This window comes from Streptomyces yangpuensis, assembly GCF_001005295.1.
Classification (GTDB): Bacteria; Actinomycetota; Actinomycetes; order Streptomycetales; family Streptomycetaceae; genus Streptomyces; species Streptomyces yangpuensis.
Genome location: NZ_LBMK01000001.1, coordinates 510,722 through 526,349, shown reverse-complemented (window position 1 = coordinate 526,349; position 15,628 = coordinate 510,722). Strand labels below are relative to the sequence as shown.

General features: G+C 73.5%; 17 protein-coding genes and 1 pseudogene. 8 read left to right on the top strand and 10 right to left on the bottom strand.

All coding sequences use genetic code 11. From position 1 onward, the window contains the following. Positions 1-36 precede the first annotated feature (36 nt). Both AAT21_RS02310 and AAT21_RS02305 read left to right on the top strand, forming a co-directional pair. A complete protein-coding gene (locus AAT21_RS02310) occupies positions 37-945 on the top strand; it encodes a LysR family transcriptional regulator (protein WP_412180291.1) in 909 nt (302 codons plus the stop codon). A 4-nt stretch (positions 946-949) separates the two neighbouring features. Next, complete coding sequence (locus tag AAT21_RS02305; RefSeq protein WP_046775008.1) at positions 950-1,666, top strand: carbon-nitrogen hydrolase family protein; 717 nt, start codon at positions 950-952, stop codon at positions 1,664-1,666. Positions 1,667-1,736: 70 nt separating this feature from the next. On the opposite strand, the gene AAT21_RS02300 is transcribed toward AAT21_RS02305, so the two are convergent. The 3 genes from AAT21_RS02300 to AAT21_RS02290 all read right to left on the bottom strand — a co-directional run bounded on the left by AAT21_RS02300 (position 1,737) and on the right by AAT21_RS02290 (position 5,569). Then, positions 1,737-3,323 carry a DUF2142 domain-containing protein gene (locus tag AAT21_RS02300; RefSeq protein ID WP_046775007.1) on the bottom strand — a complete coding sequence of 529 codons (1,587 nt, stop codon included), beginning with the start codon at positions 3,321-3,323 and terminating at the stop codon, positions 1,737-1,739. Between the two features lie 13 nt (positions 3,324-3,336). After that, positions 3,337-5,019: a hypothetical protein gene (locus AAT21_RS02295; protein ID WP_046775006.1), complete on the bottom strand. Its 1,683-nt coding sequence runs from the start codon at positions 5,017-5,019 to the stop codon at positions 3,337-3,339. Between the two features lie 214 nt (positions 5,020-5,233). Further along, positions 5,234-5,569, bottom strand: a complete 336-nt coding sequence (locus AAT21_RS02290; protein ID WP_046775005.1) for a winged helix-turn-helix transcriptional regulator — start codon at positions 5,567-5,569, stop codon at positions 5,234-5,236. A 96-nt stretch (positions 5,570-5,665) separates the two neighbouring features. Between AAT21_RS02290 and AAT21_RS02285 the strand changes: the two genes are divergently transcribed. Further along, the gene (locus tag AAT21_RS02285) at positions 5,666-6,559 is read left to right on the top strand and encodes an imine reductase family protein (RefSeq protein ID WP_046775004.1); all 894 of its coding nucleotides are present in this window, start codon (positions 5,666-5,668) and stop codon (positions 6,557-6,559) included. 60 nt (positions 6,560-6,619) lie between these two features. On the opposite strand, the gene AAT21_RS02280 is transcribed toward AAT21_RS02285, so the two are convergent. The 3 genes from AAT21_RS02280 to AAT21_RS02270 form a co-directional block, all read right to left on the bottom strand. After that, the gene (locus AAT21_RS02280; protein WP_046775003.1) at positions 6,620-7,420 is read right to left on the bottom strand and encodes an EI24 domain-containing protein; all 801 of its coding nucleotides are present in this window, start codon (positions 7,418-7,420) and stop codon (positions 6,620-6,622) included. Between the two features lie 65 nt (positions 7,421-7,485). Further along, entirely contained in the window at positions 7,486-7,908 is a 423-nt protein-coding gene (locus tag AAT21_RS02275) for an organic hydroperoxide resistance protein (protein WP_046775002.1), read from the bottom strand. Between the two features lie 65 nt (positions 7,909-7,973). After that, positions 7,974-8,996: an NADP-dependent oxidoreductase gene (locus AAT21_RS02270; protein ID WP_046775001.1), complete on the bottom strand. Its 1,023-nt coding sequence runs from the start codon at positions 8,994-8,996 to the stop codon at positions 7,974-7,976. 96 nt (positions 8,997-9,092) lie between these two features. Between AAT21_RS02270 and AAT21_RS02265 the strand changes: the two genes are divergently transcribed. Next, positions 9,093-9,515: a MarR family winged helix-turn-helix transcriptional regulator gene (locus AAT21_RS02265; protein ID WP_046775000.1), complete on the top strand. Its 423-nt coding sequence runs from the start codon at positions 9,093-9,095 to the stop codon at positions 9,513-9,515. 35 nt (positions 9,516-9,550) lie between these two features. Here the strand turns inward: AAT21_RS02265 and AAT21_RS02260 are convergent, their stop codons facing one another. Next, positions 9,551-10,261 (bottom strand): SCO2400 family protein, encoded by a 711-nt coding sequence (locus AAT21_RS02260; RefSeq protein ID WP_046774999.1) that lies wholly within the window; start codon positions 10,259-10,261, stop codon positions 9,551-9,553. Between the two features lie 78 nt (positions 10,262-10,339). Here AAT21_RS02260 and AAT21_RS02255 point away from each other — a divergent pair, with 78 nt between their 5' ends. Further along, positions 10,340-10,921, top strand: a complete 582-nt coding sequence (locus tag AAT21_RS02255) for a hypothetical protein (RefSeq protein WP_046774998.1) — start codon at positions 10,340-10,342, stop codon at positions 10,919-10,921. Between the two features lie 42 nt (positions 10,922-10,963). Here the strand turns inward: AAT21_RS02255 and AAT21_RS02250 are convergent, their stop codons facing one another. Further along, the gene (locus AAT21_RS02250) at positions 10,964-11,389 is read right to left on the bottom strand and encodes a hypothetical protein (protein WP_052757618.1); all 426 of its coding nucleotides are present in this window, start codon (positions 11,387-11,389) and stop codon (positions 10,964-10,966) included. Positions 11,390-11,496: 107 nt separating this feature from the next. Beyond that, complete coding sequence (locus AAT21_RS02245; protein WP_046774997.1) at positions 11,497-12,207, bottom strand: esterase/lipase family protein; 711 nt, start codon at positions 12,205-12,207, stop codon at positions 11,497-11,499. A gap of 221 nt (positions 12,208-12,428) precedes the next feature. On the opposite strand from AAT21_RS02245, the gene AAT21_RS02240 reads away from it, so the two are divergent. Together AAT21_RS02240 and AAT21_RS02235 are read left to right on the top strand one after the other, a co-directional pair. Then, positions 12,429-13,466 (top strand): rod shape-determining protein, encoded by a 1,038-nt coding sequence (locus tag AAT21_RS02240; protein WP_030957548.1) that lies wholly within the window; start codon positions 12,429-12,431, stop codon positions 13,464-13,466. 50 nt (positions 13,467-13,516) lie between these two features. Further along, positions 13,517-14,227 (top strand): annotated as a pseudogene (locus AAT21_RS02235) (sensor histidine kinase); the annotation flags it as partial. Positions 14,228-14,292: 65 nt separating this feature from the next. Here AAT21_RS02235 and AAT21_RS02230 read toward each other — a convergent pair. Then, entirely contained in the window at positions 14,293-14,733 is a 441-nt protein-coding gene (locus AAT21_RS02230; protein ID WP_046774996.1) for an Lrp/AsnC family transcriptional regulator, read from the bottom strand. A 70-nt stretch (positions 14,734-14,803) separates the two neighbouring features. Between AAT21_RS02230 and AAT21_RS02225 the strand changes: the two genes are divergently transcribed. Next, a complete protein-coding gene (locus tag AAT21_RS02225; protein ID WP_052757617.1) occupies positions 14,804-15,484 on the top strand; it encodes a hypothetical protein in 681 nt (226 codons plus the stop codon). Positions 15,485-15,628: the final 144 nt, after the last annotated feature.

The following is a 15,628-nucleotide window of genomic DNA, read 5'->3' as shown; positions in this document are numbered from 1 at the left end:
GTGACGGACCGTCCATGAGGACGGCACATCCCTAGCATGGCCGTCATGCCGACTCCGCACAGCTTGTACGAGGTCTTCCTGCACGTCGCCCGGCTGGCGTCCTTCACGGCCGCCGCCCGCTCCCTCGGGTACACCCAGTCCGCCGTCTCCCGGCAGATCCAGTGCCTGGAGGACGAGTGGGGCACCCCGCTCTTCGACCGCCTCCCGCGCGGCGTCCGCCTCACCGAGGCCGGCCGGCTCCTGCTCCCGCACGCAGAGGCCGTCGGCGAACGCCTGCGCACCGCCCGCGCCGAGCTCGACGCGCTGCGCACCCTGGGCGCCGGGCGGCTGCGGATCGGCTCCTTCTCCACCGCGGACGCCGCGCTGCTGCCGCGCGCGCTGGCCGCCTTCCGGGCCCGGCACCCCGCTGTCACGGTCACCCGGACCGAAGGTCCGTCCGCCAAGCACCTCGCCCTCCTCGCGGCCGGGGAACTGGACCTCGCCGTCGTCGCCGACACCTCCGGACGGCCGCCCCGGGACTGCACGCCGCACCACCTGCTCGACGAGCGGATGTACGTGGCCCTGCCGATCGGCCACCGGCTCGCCGGGAGCAGCGGGCTGCGGCTGGCCGAACTGGCCGACGAGGACTGGATCGCCGCCGGCACCCGCCCCGAGGAGACCCTCATGCACTCCGCGCTGGCGAGCGGCTTCCGCCCCCGTACGGGCTTCGTCGCCGCCGACTGGATCGCCAAGCAGGGCTTCGTCGCGGCCGGGCTCGGCGTCACGCTGGTCCCGGAGCTCGCCGCCTCCTCGGTCCGGCCCGACCTCGTACTCGTCCCCCTGCACCCGGACGACGCCCCGCGCCGCGGGGTCTACGCGGCCACCCCGCGCGGGATCTCCCCCTCACCCGCCGCCTCGGCCCTGCTGACCCTGCTGAAGGAGGCCGCGGACGGCTTGGCATCCTGAACCGGTGAAGATCGCCGCCGCACAGATGACGTGCGCCCCCGCCGATGTCCGCGCCAACGCCGCCCGGGCCGCCGCCCTCGCCGTGACGGCCCGTGAGCAGGGCGCCGCACTGGTGGTGTTCCCCGAGTTCACGCTCACCGGCTACGAACTCGACGCGCTCGCCGCCGACCCCGGTCTGTGGACCGGCGCGGACGACCCCCGGCTGGACCCGCTGCGCGCCGCCGGGATCGCCACCGCGGTCAACGTGGCCCTGCCCGGCGACGGCCCGCGGCCCGCCATCGCGACGCTGGTCCACGACGCGGACGGCGCGCACGTGACGACGTACCGCAAGCAGCACCTGTTCCGGCACGAGCAGGACCTCTTCGAGCCCGGCACGGGCGACGGGTGCTTCGAGCTCCTCGGGGTCCGCTTCTCGCTGGGCGTCTGCTACGACAACCACTTCCCCGAACTGCCCGGACGGGGCGCGGCCGCCGGCTGCCGGGTCCACCTGGCCAGCTCCCTGTACGGGACCGGCGACGGGATCCGCGAGCGGGCCACCGTGCACCCGGGGATCGCCGAACGGCACGGCCTGTACGTCGTCCTCGCCAACCACGTCGGCCCGGCGGGCCCGTGGACCGGCTGCGGCCGCTCGGCCGTGTGGGCCCCGGGCGGGGCGCTGCTCGCCGAGGCCGACGACCGCACCCCGTCGGTGGTGACCGCCGAGACCGGTCCCGCCGTCTGACGGGGCCGGTCCCGGACGGGGCGGCACGGGACGCGACGGCGTCCGGCGCGACGGCGTCCGGCGGTGTGCGTCAGGCGGGCTCGGGCACCCGCGAGCGGCCGCCCGTACGCGAACTGTCCAGGTCCGGGAACCGTGCGGCCTCGTCCCTGCGGTCCGGGAGCAGGGCCGGCAGTACGACGGCGCAGGCAGCCACCGCGTACAGGCAGGTCCAGAACACCCACCCGCCGGGCGGAGCCCAGTGCGCCGAGGTCGCCACCCACGAGCCCCCGGTGCCGACGGCGAACCGGCGCAGCGTCCAGTAGAAGGCCGCCACGTCTGCCAGGACGAGGGTGCCTACACAGAGGCCGACCAGCCGCCGCCAGGGCAGGCCGCGCTCGGGGGCGCGCGTGGCGCAGACGGCCACGGCCATCAGCGGCAGGCCGACGGCGAAGGGCAGCAGGTAGCGGCCCTGCCACACCATGCCGATCCGCTCCGCCTGCGAGGCCTGCGCGACCACCGGCACCATCACGACGGCCACCAGCATGCCCAGCAGGGCAACGACTTCGCGGGCCCGGCCATGGACGAGCGCCAGCACCACGACGGTGGCGAGTACGGCCATCCACACCAGGTACATGAAGGCCGGGGCGGGGGTGTCGAGCCAGCCGAAGAAGCCGAGCATCTGCTTGATGTAGACCTCGGTGTTGCCGAGGGTCCGCTTCGCGGCCACGCCGGTGGTCAGCGAGTCGGGGATGTCGATCTTCGAGTTGTCGGGGTGCTTCGCCGCCCAGAGCAGCGCACCGGCCGTCGCCAGGCCCAGCAGGGCCGTCCAGAGCCACAGGTCCTTGCGGCGCAGCACCTGTCCCAGCAGCCCGCGCCGCTGTGTCAGCAGCAGGCAGAAGACGACCGCCCCGCCGAACCAGATCAGCCCGAGCGGCCGGATGTTGATCAGCACCAGGCCGCCGATGCCGAGCCGGGCCAGTCTGCGGTTGAGCAGCACGGGGTCGGGCGACAGGACGATCGACAGCAGGGCCGTCCACACCAGGATCCCGGCGGCGATCTCGCCGCCGCTGGGGTTGACCATGCCGGACATGTAGAGCGTCATCGGAGTGGCCGCGGCGAACACGCCGAGCATCGCGAGCGAGCGCCGCCGCCATTCGGCGGCCGTGACCACCGCGCTCGCCAGCAGGGCCGAGCAGAGCAGCGCCGACATGAAGCGCATGAGGTACAGCCCCTTGGGGCCGTCGACCAGCAGGCTCGGCCAGCCGGTCACCAGGTAGTAGCCCGGGTGGTAGCGGCCGGCCGCCGTGGTGGCCTGCGCGGTCTTCCCGGAGTTGCCGAGCGAGGGCGCGCAGGAGGCGGGCTGCCGCTCCTTCCACGAGTAGCACTCGTGGACGGTGGGCAGGTTCCGGTACCACTCGGGGAGCTGCACGCCGGTCTCGGCGAAGTGCCCCTCGATGCCCGCGACCGTGTGCGGGACCATCACCTCGGTGCCGCCGATCTGACCCCGGGCGACGGCGGCGGCACGGATGAAGTGCGCGTGCTCGTCCGGGGAGCTTCCGACGGGACTGGCGGCCGCCCACGAGCCCGTGAGCGTGAAGAACAGCGCGAACGAGATCAGCCAGAGCCGTCGGGGGGTTCCGGCCGGCCAGTCGGCGAGTCGTGTCAGTGCGGAAGTCATCGGTCCCCCGGGGTCATCGGATGAAGCCGAGCCAGCTCTGGTCGCCGTCCTTGGAGCACGTGCCGCCGGGCGCGTACTTCGGGCAGCTCCCGTCCCGCTCCGTGATGGTGTGCGACACCCAGGGCAGGATCCGGTACGTGTTCTCCTTGGCCGGCATGTAGCGGTCGGCCATCGAGGAGGAGACCGTGCCGAGGAGGAGCAGCAGGGCGCACAGGGCTCCGATCACCGCGCCCTCACGGCCGGGGAAGCCGGTGCCCGGCGTGGTCCGCGCCGGCCCGGCGTCCGCCGCGGGCTGCGTCCGGCGCTCGGCCATCCGCAGCGAGACCAGGTGGACGACCAGCGCGCACAGCAGCAGCCCGCAGTAGAGCAGCTGGTTGTTCGTGCGGGTGTAGAGCTGGACGGTCTGCGTCTCGTACATGTGCGAGGCGATGTACATGCGCATCACCCACGCGCTGATGAACATGGCGGCGATGGTGACCACCATCGGCTTGCGCAGGCCCAGCCAGATCGCGGCGCCGAGGCCGGCGAAGGTGACCAGGGCGAACAGCCCGACCCCGCCGTACTCGCCGGGCAGCGGCCACTCGCCGACCTTGCCGGGCATGTCCGTGCGCCACATGAGGTAGTACGCCGGGTCGGTGAAGTTGTCGAACCGGAAGTTGTAGTCCTTGGTGGTCTGGCCCTCGGTCAGCATGACCATGAGGTAGCGCCCGGCGACCACGAGGAACGCCGCCAGGGAGGCGCCGAGGAAGGCCGCGCCCTTGAGACGGCCGAGCCGGCCGTCCCGCCACGGGAAGTACAGCAGCGCGGCGAACAGCACACCCCCCGCGCTCCACAGGAACCAGCCCGAGTAGGTGAGGAACATCAGGCCGAGCAGCGCGCCGAATCCCGCACCCTTGAGCAGCAGCGGCCGCCAGTTCCACGCGCCGCTGCGGCTCAGCGACACCACCATCGCCACCAGGACCGGGACCAGCACGACGAGGACGGTCTGGCTGTACGGCTTGTACGCGTCGATCAGCGCGAAGGCCGGGGCGACGCCGAAGGCGAGGGCCCGGACCGGGCCGAGGAGCATGCGCCAGCACAGGTAGACCAGCGGTCCGAACGCCGCGGCGCCGAGAATCTGGAGGTCCTTGAAGGCGTACGCGGTGTTGCCGCCGCGGAACCATTCGGCGTAGTGGCCGAGGGTGTACAGGGGGGCCGGGGGGTAGACCGGCGAGCCCGAGGGACGGCCGTTGGCCACCGCCTGGGCCCATTCGACGATGCGGCCGCTGTCGCCGTTGAGGCCGAACATCGGCCAGGGCGTCCCGTGGAGCGCGACGACCGCTCCGGCGGCGACGAAACCGCTGGCCAGGCCGGCGAGGGCGGCGGAGGCGAACCGGGTGGCGAGGTCGAGGTGCCGGCCCCCGCGCAGTCGTACGGCCAGCGCCACCGCGCCGATGAACACCAGGCCTATGAGCGCGAACCGCAGCTGGATCGCGGCGAGGCCGCTGACCTGCGCGATCCGGTCCAGGGGGTTCAGCTTGAAGCCGCGGGCCAGCAGCGGGAGCACGAGCGCCGCGGCGAAGGCGACGACGGCTTCGAGGAGCAGGAGCGTGCCGCGTGAGCCGGTCCCCCGCCGGGTGGCCGGTATCGGGCGGGCGGGCGCGGCCGGTCCGCCCGGGGGCAGCACGGTCGCCGTGCCCTCGGTACTGACTGTCACTGCTGTGTCCCTACTGCTGGTCGGTCCTCGGCCCGGTGGCCGGTCGTGGCTCGGCAAGCCGCTGCGCGACTCCGGCCCCCCGCCGAAGCTCCGGGCCAGGGCGGACTCAAGGGCAGTGGGAGACAGCCTTGGCATTTGCTGCCATGCATACTACGGGCCCGCCGGGGGGCAGGCGGCGGCCGGCAACCGATCTCCGGCCCGGCCGGCAACGCACCTAGGCCGAATCCGGGAGGAGGTGCTTCGTGCCCCACTCCCCCAACGGCTCCAGGGCCGCGTTCAGGTCCCGTCCCAGCGGGGTCAGGGAGTACTCGACGCGCGGCGGGACCTCGTCGTACACCTCGCGGTGGACGATGCCGTCGGTCTCGAGCTCGCGCAGTTGGGCGGCGAGGACCTTCTCGGAGACGCCGGGGACGAGCCGGCGCAGCTCGCCGAAGCGGCGCGGGCGCTGCTCCAGCGTCCACAGGAGCGACACCTTCCATTTGCCGTCGATCACGGACATCGCCGCGGCGATCCCGCACTCGTCCGCACCGGGCCTTCGTGTCAACGCCATCGCGCATCCTCCCCACCTGCTCGCTCACTTCGGGGTAACCACCCACTCCGAAGTGCGTACTTGAGCACCGCACTGCCTGCAACCAGGCTAAACGCCATGACCGACACCACATCGCGGAAATCGCTCACCCTGCTCGGACTCGGCGACATGGGCACCGCCCTCGCCCGCACCTGGCTCGCCGCCGGGCACTCCCCGACCGTCTGGAACCGCACCGCCGCCAAGGCCGCACCGCTCGCCGCCGAGGGCGCCGTCGTCGCCCCGAGCGCCGCGGCGGCCGTCGCGGCGAACGAGCTGGTCGTGACCTGTCTGCTGGACGACGCCAGCGTGCGTTCCACCCTGGACGGCATCGACCTGACCGGCAAGGACCTCGTCGACCTCACCACCGGCACCCCGGCCGAGGCCCGGGCCCGGGCCGCCTGGGCCGAGGCCCGCGGCGCCCGGTACACGGACGGCGGGATCATGGCCACACCGGACATGATCGGCGTCCCGGAGGCCGGCGGATACGTCTTCTACAGCGGCTCGCAAACCCTCTTCGACGCCCACCACGCAACGCTGGAGATCCCGGCCGGCGCCCGCTTCGTCGGGGAGGACCCCGGGCACGCCGCCCTGCACGACGTGGCGCTGCTCAGCGCCATGTACGGGATGTTCGCCGGTATCTCGCACGCCTTCGCGCTGACCGAGGGCGAGGACATCGCCCCGAAGGACCTGTCTCCGCTGCTGTCCGAGTGGCTGGGCGCAATGGGCTTCTTCATCGGCAACGCCGCCGAGCGGCTCACTTCGCGGGACTTCACCTCCGGGGTGGTGTCGAACCTCGCCATGCAGGTCGCGGCGACCGGCACCCTGCTGCGCACCGCCGAGGAGCAGCAGGTCAGCGCCGAGCTGATCTCCCCGTACCTGGATCTGATGCACCGCCGGCTGGCCGCGGACCCGGCCGCCCACGGCGGGGAGGACACGGCGGGGGCCATCCTGCTGCTGAAGAAGCGCCAGTAGGGCTTTGTCAGCTGGTGTCGCAGGGCTCCGCGGGGGACGGCCTACGAGGTTGCGGACGGCCTACGAGAACGCGGGCGGCGGCGGTCCGAAGCCGGCGGGTGCGGCCTCGGCGGCCGGGGTGTCGTCGGTGCGCGTCAGGTCGCGCGCCATCAGCGTGGCCCCCGCCACCGCGCCCGGCATCAGGAACACCGCGACGAGCGGCACCAGGAACGCCAGCACCAGCGGCACTCCGAAGCCCAGCACCAGCAGCCGCCGCGACCGCAGCAGCACCAGCCGCTCGGGCAGCTCCATCTTGCGGCGCTGGAGCGCCACGGAGGTGAGCTCCTGGGTGAGGAAGTAGCCGGAGACGCAGAAACCGAGGACCGGGACGACCGTCTGGCCGATCACCGGGACGAAGCCGAGCACGAAGAGTCCGATGCCGTACAGCACCACCCGGCCGAGCACCTTGACGCTGTCGCGGGCGGAGATCCACAGCTCCCGCCAGAGCGGGAGGCCGGACTGCGGGACCTCTCCGCCCTCGCTGCGGTCGACCTGCTCCGAGAGGGACTCGTAGAAGGGCTGGCCGATCAGCAGGGTCACGGCGGTGAAGGTGATCACCGCGAGGAAGAGCCCGAGGCCGAAGAACAGGGCGGTGAGGAAGCCGCGGAAGAGGCCGAGCCAGAAGGCGGACCAGTCGTCGGCGAACGGGGTCGCCCAGGCGGTCAGGTCGTCGGCGCCGTAGCCGAGCCCGATGAGGGCGCCGGCGTAGAGGGCGAGCGAGACGAGCCCGGGCAGCAGCCCGAAGCCCAGCCACCGGCCGTGTCGCAACACCCATCGCTGTCCGGCCAGCAGGTACCGGAAGCCCCCCGCAAGATCGTGCATGGCGTCAGTCTACGGCGAGGGCCGCACCCCGATCGGAGTGCGGCCCTCGCTGTGCGGCTGCCGGATCAGACGGCGAGCTCGACGGTGATGTTGCCGCGGGTGGCCTTGGAGTACGGGCAGACCTCGTGGGCCTTCTCGATGAGCTCCTTGGCGGTGGCGGCGTCCACGTTCGGGATCACGGCGGAGATCTTGACGATCAGGCCGAAACCGTCGTCGTTCTTGCCGATGCCGACCTCGGCGGTGACCGTGGAGCCGGAGATGTCGGCGTTCACGTTCTTGGCGACGACGCCCAGGGCGCCCTGGAAGCAGGCGCTGTAGCCGGCGGCGAAGAGCTGCTCCGGGTTGGTGCCGGCGCCGGAGCCACCGAGCTCCTTGGGCGGGTTCACGACGACGTCGAGCCGGCCGTCGCTGGTGGCCACGCGGCCGTCGCGGCCGTTCTCGGCGGTGGCCACGGCGGTGTACGCGACGTCGGACTGCTGGATGGACATGAAGAATGTTCCTCCTGGTAATCGCCGCGACTCGCGCCCACGGTCACGACGGTTGTGGGGTGAGCCTAACCGGTGAAGGAAACGATCATCTTTCCGGTGTTCTCTCCGCGGAGCATGCCGAGGAAGGCGGAGGTGGCGTTCTCGACGCCCTCGACGACCGTCTCGTCGTAGCGCAGCTCACCGGAGCGCAGCCATCCGGCGACGTCCTGGACGAACTGCTGCTGGAGTCCGGCGTGGTCGTTGACGAGGATGCCCTGCAGGCGCAGCCGCTTGCCGATGACCTGCATCAGGTTGCGCGGGCCGGGGGCGGCCTCGGTGTCGTTGTAGTGGGCGATCGCTCCGCAGAGGGTGGCGCGGCCGTTCACGTTCATGGAGGAGATGGCCGCCTCCAGGTGGTCGCCGCCGACGTTGTCGAAGTAGACGTCGATGCCCTCGGGGGCGGCGGCGGGCAGCTGCTCGGCGACGGGGCCGTTCTTGTAGTTGAAGGCGGCGTCGAAGCCGTACTTCTCCGTGAGGAGCGTCACCTTCTCGTCCGAGCCGGCGGAGCCGACGACCCGGGACGCGCCCTTGATCTTCGCGAACTGGCCGACGAGGCCGCCGACCGCGCCGGCGGCGCCGGAGACGAAGACGGAGTCGCCCTCCTTGAAGGAAGCGACCTCGAAGAGGCCCGCGTAGGCGGTCAGGCCCGGCATGCCGAGGACACCGAGGTAGGTGGAGAGCGGGGCGAGGGAGGCGTCGACCTTGGTGGCGTGCTTCGCGTCGAGCTCCGCGTACTCGCGCCAGCCCAGGCCGTGCAGGACGTGGTCGCCGACGGCGAAGCCCTCGGCGCCGGAGGCGACGACCTCACCGACCGCGCCGCCCTCCATCGGCCGGTCGAGCTGGAAGGGCGGGATGTAGGACTTCACATCGTTCATCCGGCCGCGCATGTACGGGTCCACGGACATGTGCAGGTTGCGCACGAGGATCCGGCCGGCGGCGGGCTCGGCGTTCACGGGCACCTCGCGCAGGGCGAAGTCCTCGGCGACGGGCCAGCCCTGCGGGCGACGGACGAGGTGCCACTCGCGGCTCACGGCGGGGATCTCAGACATTGCGGCGCTCCTGGTCAGAACGAAATTGGTTCACTAGGTGAAACAACCATGCGCCTGGATATTTCATGTTGTCAAGTAAATGGGTACGCTGGATCCATGCCCAGTCATCGCGCAGACCCAGTGACCGTCGAGGTCGTCGAACTCATCGGTGACGTCGTGAGCCGGTACCACATGGAGTACGAGCACGCGGCCGCCAGCCATCAGCTGACCGGCGCCCAGGCCAAGGTGCTGAACCTGCTCTCCCTGGAGCCGACGCCCATGCGCCGCATCGCGCAGAAGCTCCGGTGCGAGCCCTCGAACGTGACGGGCATCATCGACCGGCTGGAGGGCCGCGGTCTGGTGGAGCGCCGTCCGGACCCCGCCGACCGGCGGGTCAAGCTGGCCGCCCCCACCGAGGAGGGGCTGCGTACGGCGGAGCGGCTGCGCGAGTCGCTGGACTTCGCGCGCGAGCCGCTGGCCGGGCTGTCCCCGGCGGAGCGGGCCGTACTGCGGGACCTGCTCAAGCGGATGCTGGGCTGATCCACCGGACACCCCCTGGCGACCCCGCGGGCCGCTCAGAACCAGCCGCAGAAGATCCAGCAGTCCTGGGTCGGCTCGGGTGTCGGCGTGCGGGTCGAGGTCGGGGTGGGGCTGCCGCCGGGCGACGGCGAACCCGAACCGCCGCCCTGTACGGACGGCCCCGGAGCGGGGGTGCGGGAGGCCCGCGCCGACGAGGTGGGGGCGGCGGCGGACGCGGCGCCGGCCGGACCGGGCTGCGCGACGCTCGCGGAGGGCGCCGGGGAGCCGGCCTTCTTCGTGGCCGCGACCGGGGCCTTCACGGTGGCCTTCCCCGGACCGGTGGGCGCGCCGGCCGTCGGCGCGTCCGGCAGCGGAGCGGGCTCCCGGGGTGCGTCGTCCGTCAGGACGACGTCGGAGGCCCGGTCGGTGCGCTCCCCGTCGGCGGCCATGCCCGCCACCAGCACGGAGCCCGCGGCGGCGAGCAGCACCCCGAGCGAGAGTGACACCACGGTGCGGCGGCGGCGCCGGTTCGCGGCCCGGCGGCGGGCGCCGGACCTGCCTCCGTCCGGGGCGGAGAGCACCACGAGGGAGTCGGCGAACACGTCCGCCAGGGCGGCCGGCGGATCGGCGGCGGGCCCCCGGGCCGCGGGCGGCGCCGGCGGCCCGGCGGTGGGGGAGGCGGGTATCAGGTACTCGGCGGGCGTTCCGCATCCGGCGCACGCCAGTGCGCCGTTGAGGTGCCTCCGGCAGGCGTGGCAATAGTTCATGGCGCCCGCAGGTTACGCGCTGGGGGACAACATCCGGATCCCGAGAACGTAAGGATCCTGTGTGGAATCGTTCCCTCCATGACTTCTTTCGGGCCGGCCGCGTTCCAGTTGGTGCTGCTGCGGCGGATGGCGGACTTCCAGCCGGATCTCGCCGACGAGGCCCGCCGGCGGCTGGGCGCCTCCCTCGCGGACCAGCGGGAGGCGAACAGGCGCTGGCAGGCGATGCTCCGCTCGCCGCGTTCGCGCGGGGCGCTGGCCCGGTACCGCTCGGTGCTCGGACCGCCCGAGTCCACCGGGCACCGAGCGATCGGCGACCTGGAGTGCGAGGCCCTGCTGTGGCCGCTGCCGCTCTGGCCGGACCTGCGCTTCGAGGTGCTGGCCGCGCCGGACGGAGCGGTGTGGAACGAGTGGCTCGTACGGGCCCCGGGCGCGCGGGGGCCCGTACTGGAGTCGCCGGACGACCTGCTGCCCTGGTCGGCAACGGTGGACGAGGTGGCGCGGGCTTTCGCGCCGGTCCGGCCGATGGAGGGCACCGCGCCGACCCGCTGGCGCCTCGCCTTCACCGCGCGGGGGCGGCCCTGCGTGGCGGAGTTCACCTACGGCCTGCTCCAGCGGGTGGGCTTCCAGGGCGTGCCGGCCGGGCCCACGAGCCCGGCATGACGGCGAGACGCCCCTGGCGGACGACAGGGCCCGCGACAGGGCCTAACGGTAGGCCGCGCGGGCGGTGCGGGTCATCCGCCGGAGCGGCGACAGCGCGTACCCGGCCGTCAGGTACCCCGCGCCGGCCGACAAGGGGCCGAGCACGGCCAGGACCGGCAGGGCCGACAGGAACAGCGGGTCGTGGGCGCGGTCCCGCCCGGAGGACTCGCAGGAGGGCGGCCCCTCGTTCGCCGGCGCCGGGCAGCGGGCGGCCGCCAGGACGACCGGGCCTTGCGGGCCCACTTCGAGAAGGGGGCCGTTCCCCTTGCTCACGGCCTGTTCGGCCAGCAGGAGGGTCACGGCCAGGAACGCCGTCCCGGCCGCCATGAACACCCCGCCGTACAGGCAGGTGAGGCGCAGACGGGTGACGGGACGCCGCGGCGGCGCGGGCCGTTCGTCGGTGGTGCGGGCGCGGACCCGGTCCGGCATCGGTACTTCCCCCTCAGGGCGCGGCGGCCTCCCCCACTGTCGCCCGTACCCCCTAAGCAGCGCGTCAGCGCCGGCCGGTCCGCCGACCACCCGGCGCGGGACGCACGCTACGACGCGAGGAAGGCGCGCACTCCGGCCGAGGTCCCGTCGTCGCCGAGCAGGTCGTTGTGTGCCAGGCAGCCGACCGGCGTGTTGCTGGCGCCCGTGAGCGGGACGCTGTCGTCGGGGTTGATCACCTCGTCGCAGTTCGACCAGAAGGTCGCGTACTTCACCGCGCCCGGCGTGGCGTCCCCGCTGCCCAGGTTCTTCACCACGTACGACCCGGGGGTCATGTCCCGGCACGCCTGGTCCCACAGAGCGCAGGCCCACGCGGTGGAGGTGCCGCGGTTGGGGCCGGCCAGCGACACCCAGTGGTCCACGGTGGCGGTGCCGCCGCCGAACTTGACGTACCAGCGGCTCACCAGCGAGCCGAAGGAGTGCGCCACGAGGTCGACCGTGGCGGCGCCGGTCTCCCGGCGGACCTGCTCGACGTAGGCGCCGAGCCGCCCGGCGAGGACCTCGTTGACGGACTGGTGGGTGTCGTAGCCGAAGGAGAACAGCTCCGCGTCGGTGTACCCGTCGGCGCGCAGGTCGGCGCGGAGGGCTCCCCAGACGCCGGGGTCGGCGTTGTAGCCGTGCACGAAGACCACCGGGCTGCGCGGTGATGCCCGGTCAGCGGCGGGGGCCGCGACCCGGCCGGAGGCATGGGCCGCGGCGGACGCCGTGAGCGCCAGGCAGAGCGCCAGGAGCGCGACCAGTCCCTGTCGTACCGTCAGCATCGGGGCCCCCTTACCTTGTTACGCGCAAGTAGCGCGTGCGGTGCGGGCATGGTGGCGCCTGTCGGTACAGAAATCCACCCCCCTGCAGGCGCGGCACGGCCGCGACACACCCACGACCGGAGCATTACAACGGGCGGATAGCCCGAAATGCCCGAGATGATAGGACAAGCGACCGGCACTCCGCCGGTCCTCTTGCGTCAGCGCTCTCGGGAGGTACTGCCGTGACCGTCAGTCTTGAGCAGTTGCGCCGCTGCCACGTCGCCGTCGACCTGGGGGCGGCCAGGACCCGCGTGTACGTCAAGGGCGCCGGCCTCGTGGTCGACGAACCCAGCGTCGCCGCGGTCAACACGCGCACCGGCGCACTCATCGCCGTCGGCACCTTCGCCGAGCGGATGACCGGCCGCACGCCCGACTACATCAGGGTCGTGCGCCCCGTCTCCGGCGGCACCGTCGTCGACATCGAGATGGCCCAGCGGATGCTGCGCCACCTCCTCGGCGAGAAGCTGCGGCGCGCCCTGCGGCGCAAGCCCCGGCTGCGGGCGGCGGCCTGCACCCCGCACGACGCGGACCCGCTCGCCCAGCGGGCCGCCGTGGAGACCCTGGTCGGCCTCGGGGCGCGGCGCGTCGAACTGGTCGACACCCTGATCGCGGCGGCCGTCGGCTGCGGACTGCCCGTGGAGCAGCCGACCGCGACGATGATCATGGTGTGCGGGGCCGCGGCCACCCAGGTCGCCGTCCTCTCCCTCGGCTCGATCGTCACCGCCCAGCGGATCCCCGTCGGCGGCGAGGCCATCGACCACGCCGTCGTCCAGCACCTGCGCCACGCTCACGAGCTGATGCTGCCCAGCCAGGCCGTCCGGCCGCTCCAACTGGCCCTGCACGGCAACGGCCTCACCTCCGAGGGCCCGGCGTCCACCCTCATCCACGGCCGTGACGTGGCCACCGGTCTGGCGCGTTCGGTCCACGTGGACACCGCGGCCGTGCGCGACGCCATCCACACCCCGCTGACCGCCGTCCTCGACGGGATCGGCAAGGTGCTGCGCGACTGCCCGCCCGACCTGGTGGCCGACCTGACGGACCGCGGAATCATGATGGTGGGCGGCAGTGCCCTGCTGCCGGGTCTGGACCAGATGCTGCGGGACGCCACCGGAATGCCCGTCGCCATCGCCGAACGGCCGGACGTGTGCGCCGTACTGGGGCTCGGCGCGATGCTCGAAGGGAAGATCGCACCCATGGTCCTCAACCCGCTGGCCGGATGACGGACGCAGGTCAGCAGAGGCCCGCCGACCGGTCCGACGAGGACCCGGCGGGCCTCTGCATGATGCTTCCGCTCCAGAGCGGCGGCCGGCTGATCGGCACCCTGGCCCTGCCGCGCGCCCGGGGCGGCCCGGCGTACGACGCGGTGGACCGGCTGCTCGCCTCGCAGTTCGCCTCGCAGGCCGCGCTGGCCCTCGTCCTGGCCGACGCCCAGCACGACCGGGAGCAGCTCGCGGTGTGCGAGGACCGCGACCGGATCGCGCGGGACCTGCACGACCTGGTGGTCCGGCGGCTCCTCGCCACCGAGATGATGCTGGAGAGCACGCGGCGGCGCGCCGAGAACGCCCCCTCCGGGGACACCGTCGGCGACGAACTCACCCGCGCCGTCGACGAGCTGGACTCCACCATCCAGGAGGTCCGCACGGCCGTCTTCGCCCTCCAGCAGCCGCCGACCGACGCCCCGACCACCTTCCGGGGGCGGGTCTTGCGCGAGACGGACGGCGCGGCGGTCCTGCTCGGCTTCCAGCCGTCGGTGCACTTCGCGGGCGCGGTGGACGCCCTGCTCCCGCCGGCCGTGGCGGGCGACCTGCTCACGGCCCTGCGCGGCGCCCTCGCCACCGCGCACCGGCGCAACCCGGTCACCTCGATCGAGGTGGTGGTGGACGCGTCGTCCCCGGGCCGGGTCCGCCTGACCGTGACGGACGACGGGCGCACGGAAGCGGGGGCGCGGGGCACGACGGTGGCGTGGGAGTCGGCACTCTGACGGCGCCGGCACGGCCGGCCGGGGGTGCGGCCGTCCGGGGGTGTGTCAGAGCGGGCTCATGAGTGTCAGGGCCGGCCGGGGCGGTCGGCCGCGCGCAGGGCGATCCGGGTGTTGGACTGGGCCACCCCGGCCTCCCGCTTCAGGCGGCGCAGCAGGCCGTCGAGGGCTGCGGGATCGGCGGCCCGGGCGCGTACGAGGTAGTCGTGCGCGCCGGTCACATGGACCACCTCGGTGATCCCGGGCAGCCCCGCGACCCGACGCTCGAACTCCTCGTTGGTGGTGTCCTGGCGGAGGGTGACGTCGATGAAGACAACGAGACCGCCGGCTGTGTCGGCGGCCGGGTCCACCACGACGGTGAACCCGCGGATCACCCCGTCCCGGCGCATCCGCCGCACCCGGTCCGCGGTGGCGTTGGCGCTGAGGCCGACGCGGACGCCGAGATCGCGGTACGAGATCCGCGCATCCTGCTGCAGGATGCCGAGGATTTCCCTGTCGAGGCGGTCCATGCCGCGATTCTCGCAGCCGCACCCGATATTCGCGTCCATAGCGCGGGCCCGGAGCCCGACCCTCGCCCGTATGAGCGAACTGATGACACCGGCCCTGGCGGGCGCCGCCGCCGGTCTGGGCGTGGCGATGCCGATGGGTGCGATGAGCGTGCTGCTGCTCCAGGAGGCGATGCGGCACCGGCGGACTGCGGTGGCCGCGGCCACGGGCATCGCGGCGGTCGACCTCGGCTACGCCGCCCTCGCCACCGCCCTGGGCCCCTGGATGGCCTCCCACGTCGCGCCCGTCGAGGCCTGGGTCCGGCTGACCTCGGCCGTGATCCTGCTGGCCATCGCGGCCCACGGCCTCTCCGGAGCCCGCCCGAAGCCGGCGGTTCCGCCGGTCCCGCCGGTCCCGGCGGTGCCTGATCCCGGGCAGGACGCCGGCACCGGGGGCACCACGCGAACGGCCACCGGCCTGCGGCCGGCCAAGGCGTTCGCCCGCTATGTCGCCCTGACCGCGATCAACCCCACCACCGCCCTCTACTTCGCCGCCCTCACCACCGCCCAGGGCGCCACCCTCGGCTCCGGCCCGTCGGGGGCCGCGTTCCTCGTCGGCGTCGGCGCCGCCTCCCTCCTCTGGCAGCAGGCCCTCGTGGCGCTCGGCTCCCTCGCGGGCGCCCGCATCTCCGCCACCGCCCGCGTCTGGACCTTCCGCCTGGGCTACGGCCTGGTCGCCGCCTACGCGGTCAAGATCGCCCTCCCCCTGCCGTGACCGCCTGCCGGCGCCGCGGGGCGCCGGTCGCCGCCGTCCCGCCCGCCGCCCCGGCCGCGGCCTTCGTCACTCGGCCGTCGGCGCCGCCACCTACGCACCGGCTCTGCGGGCTGTCGTACGGGGCCGGCGGCCTGATCGGCGGAA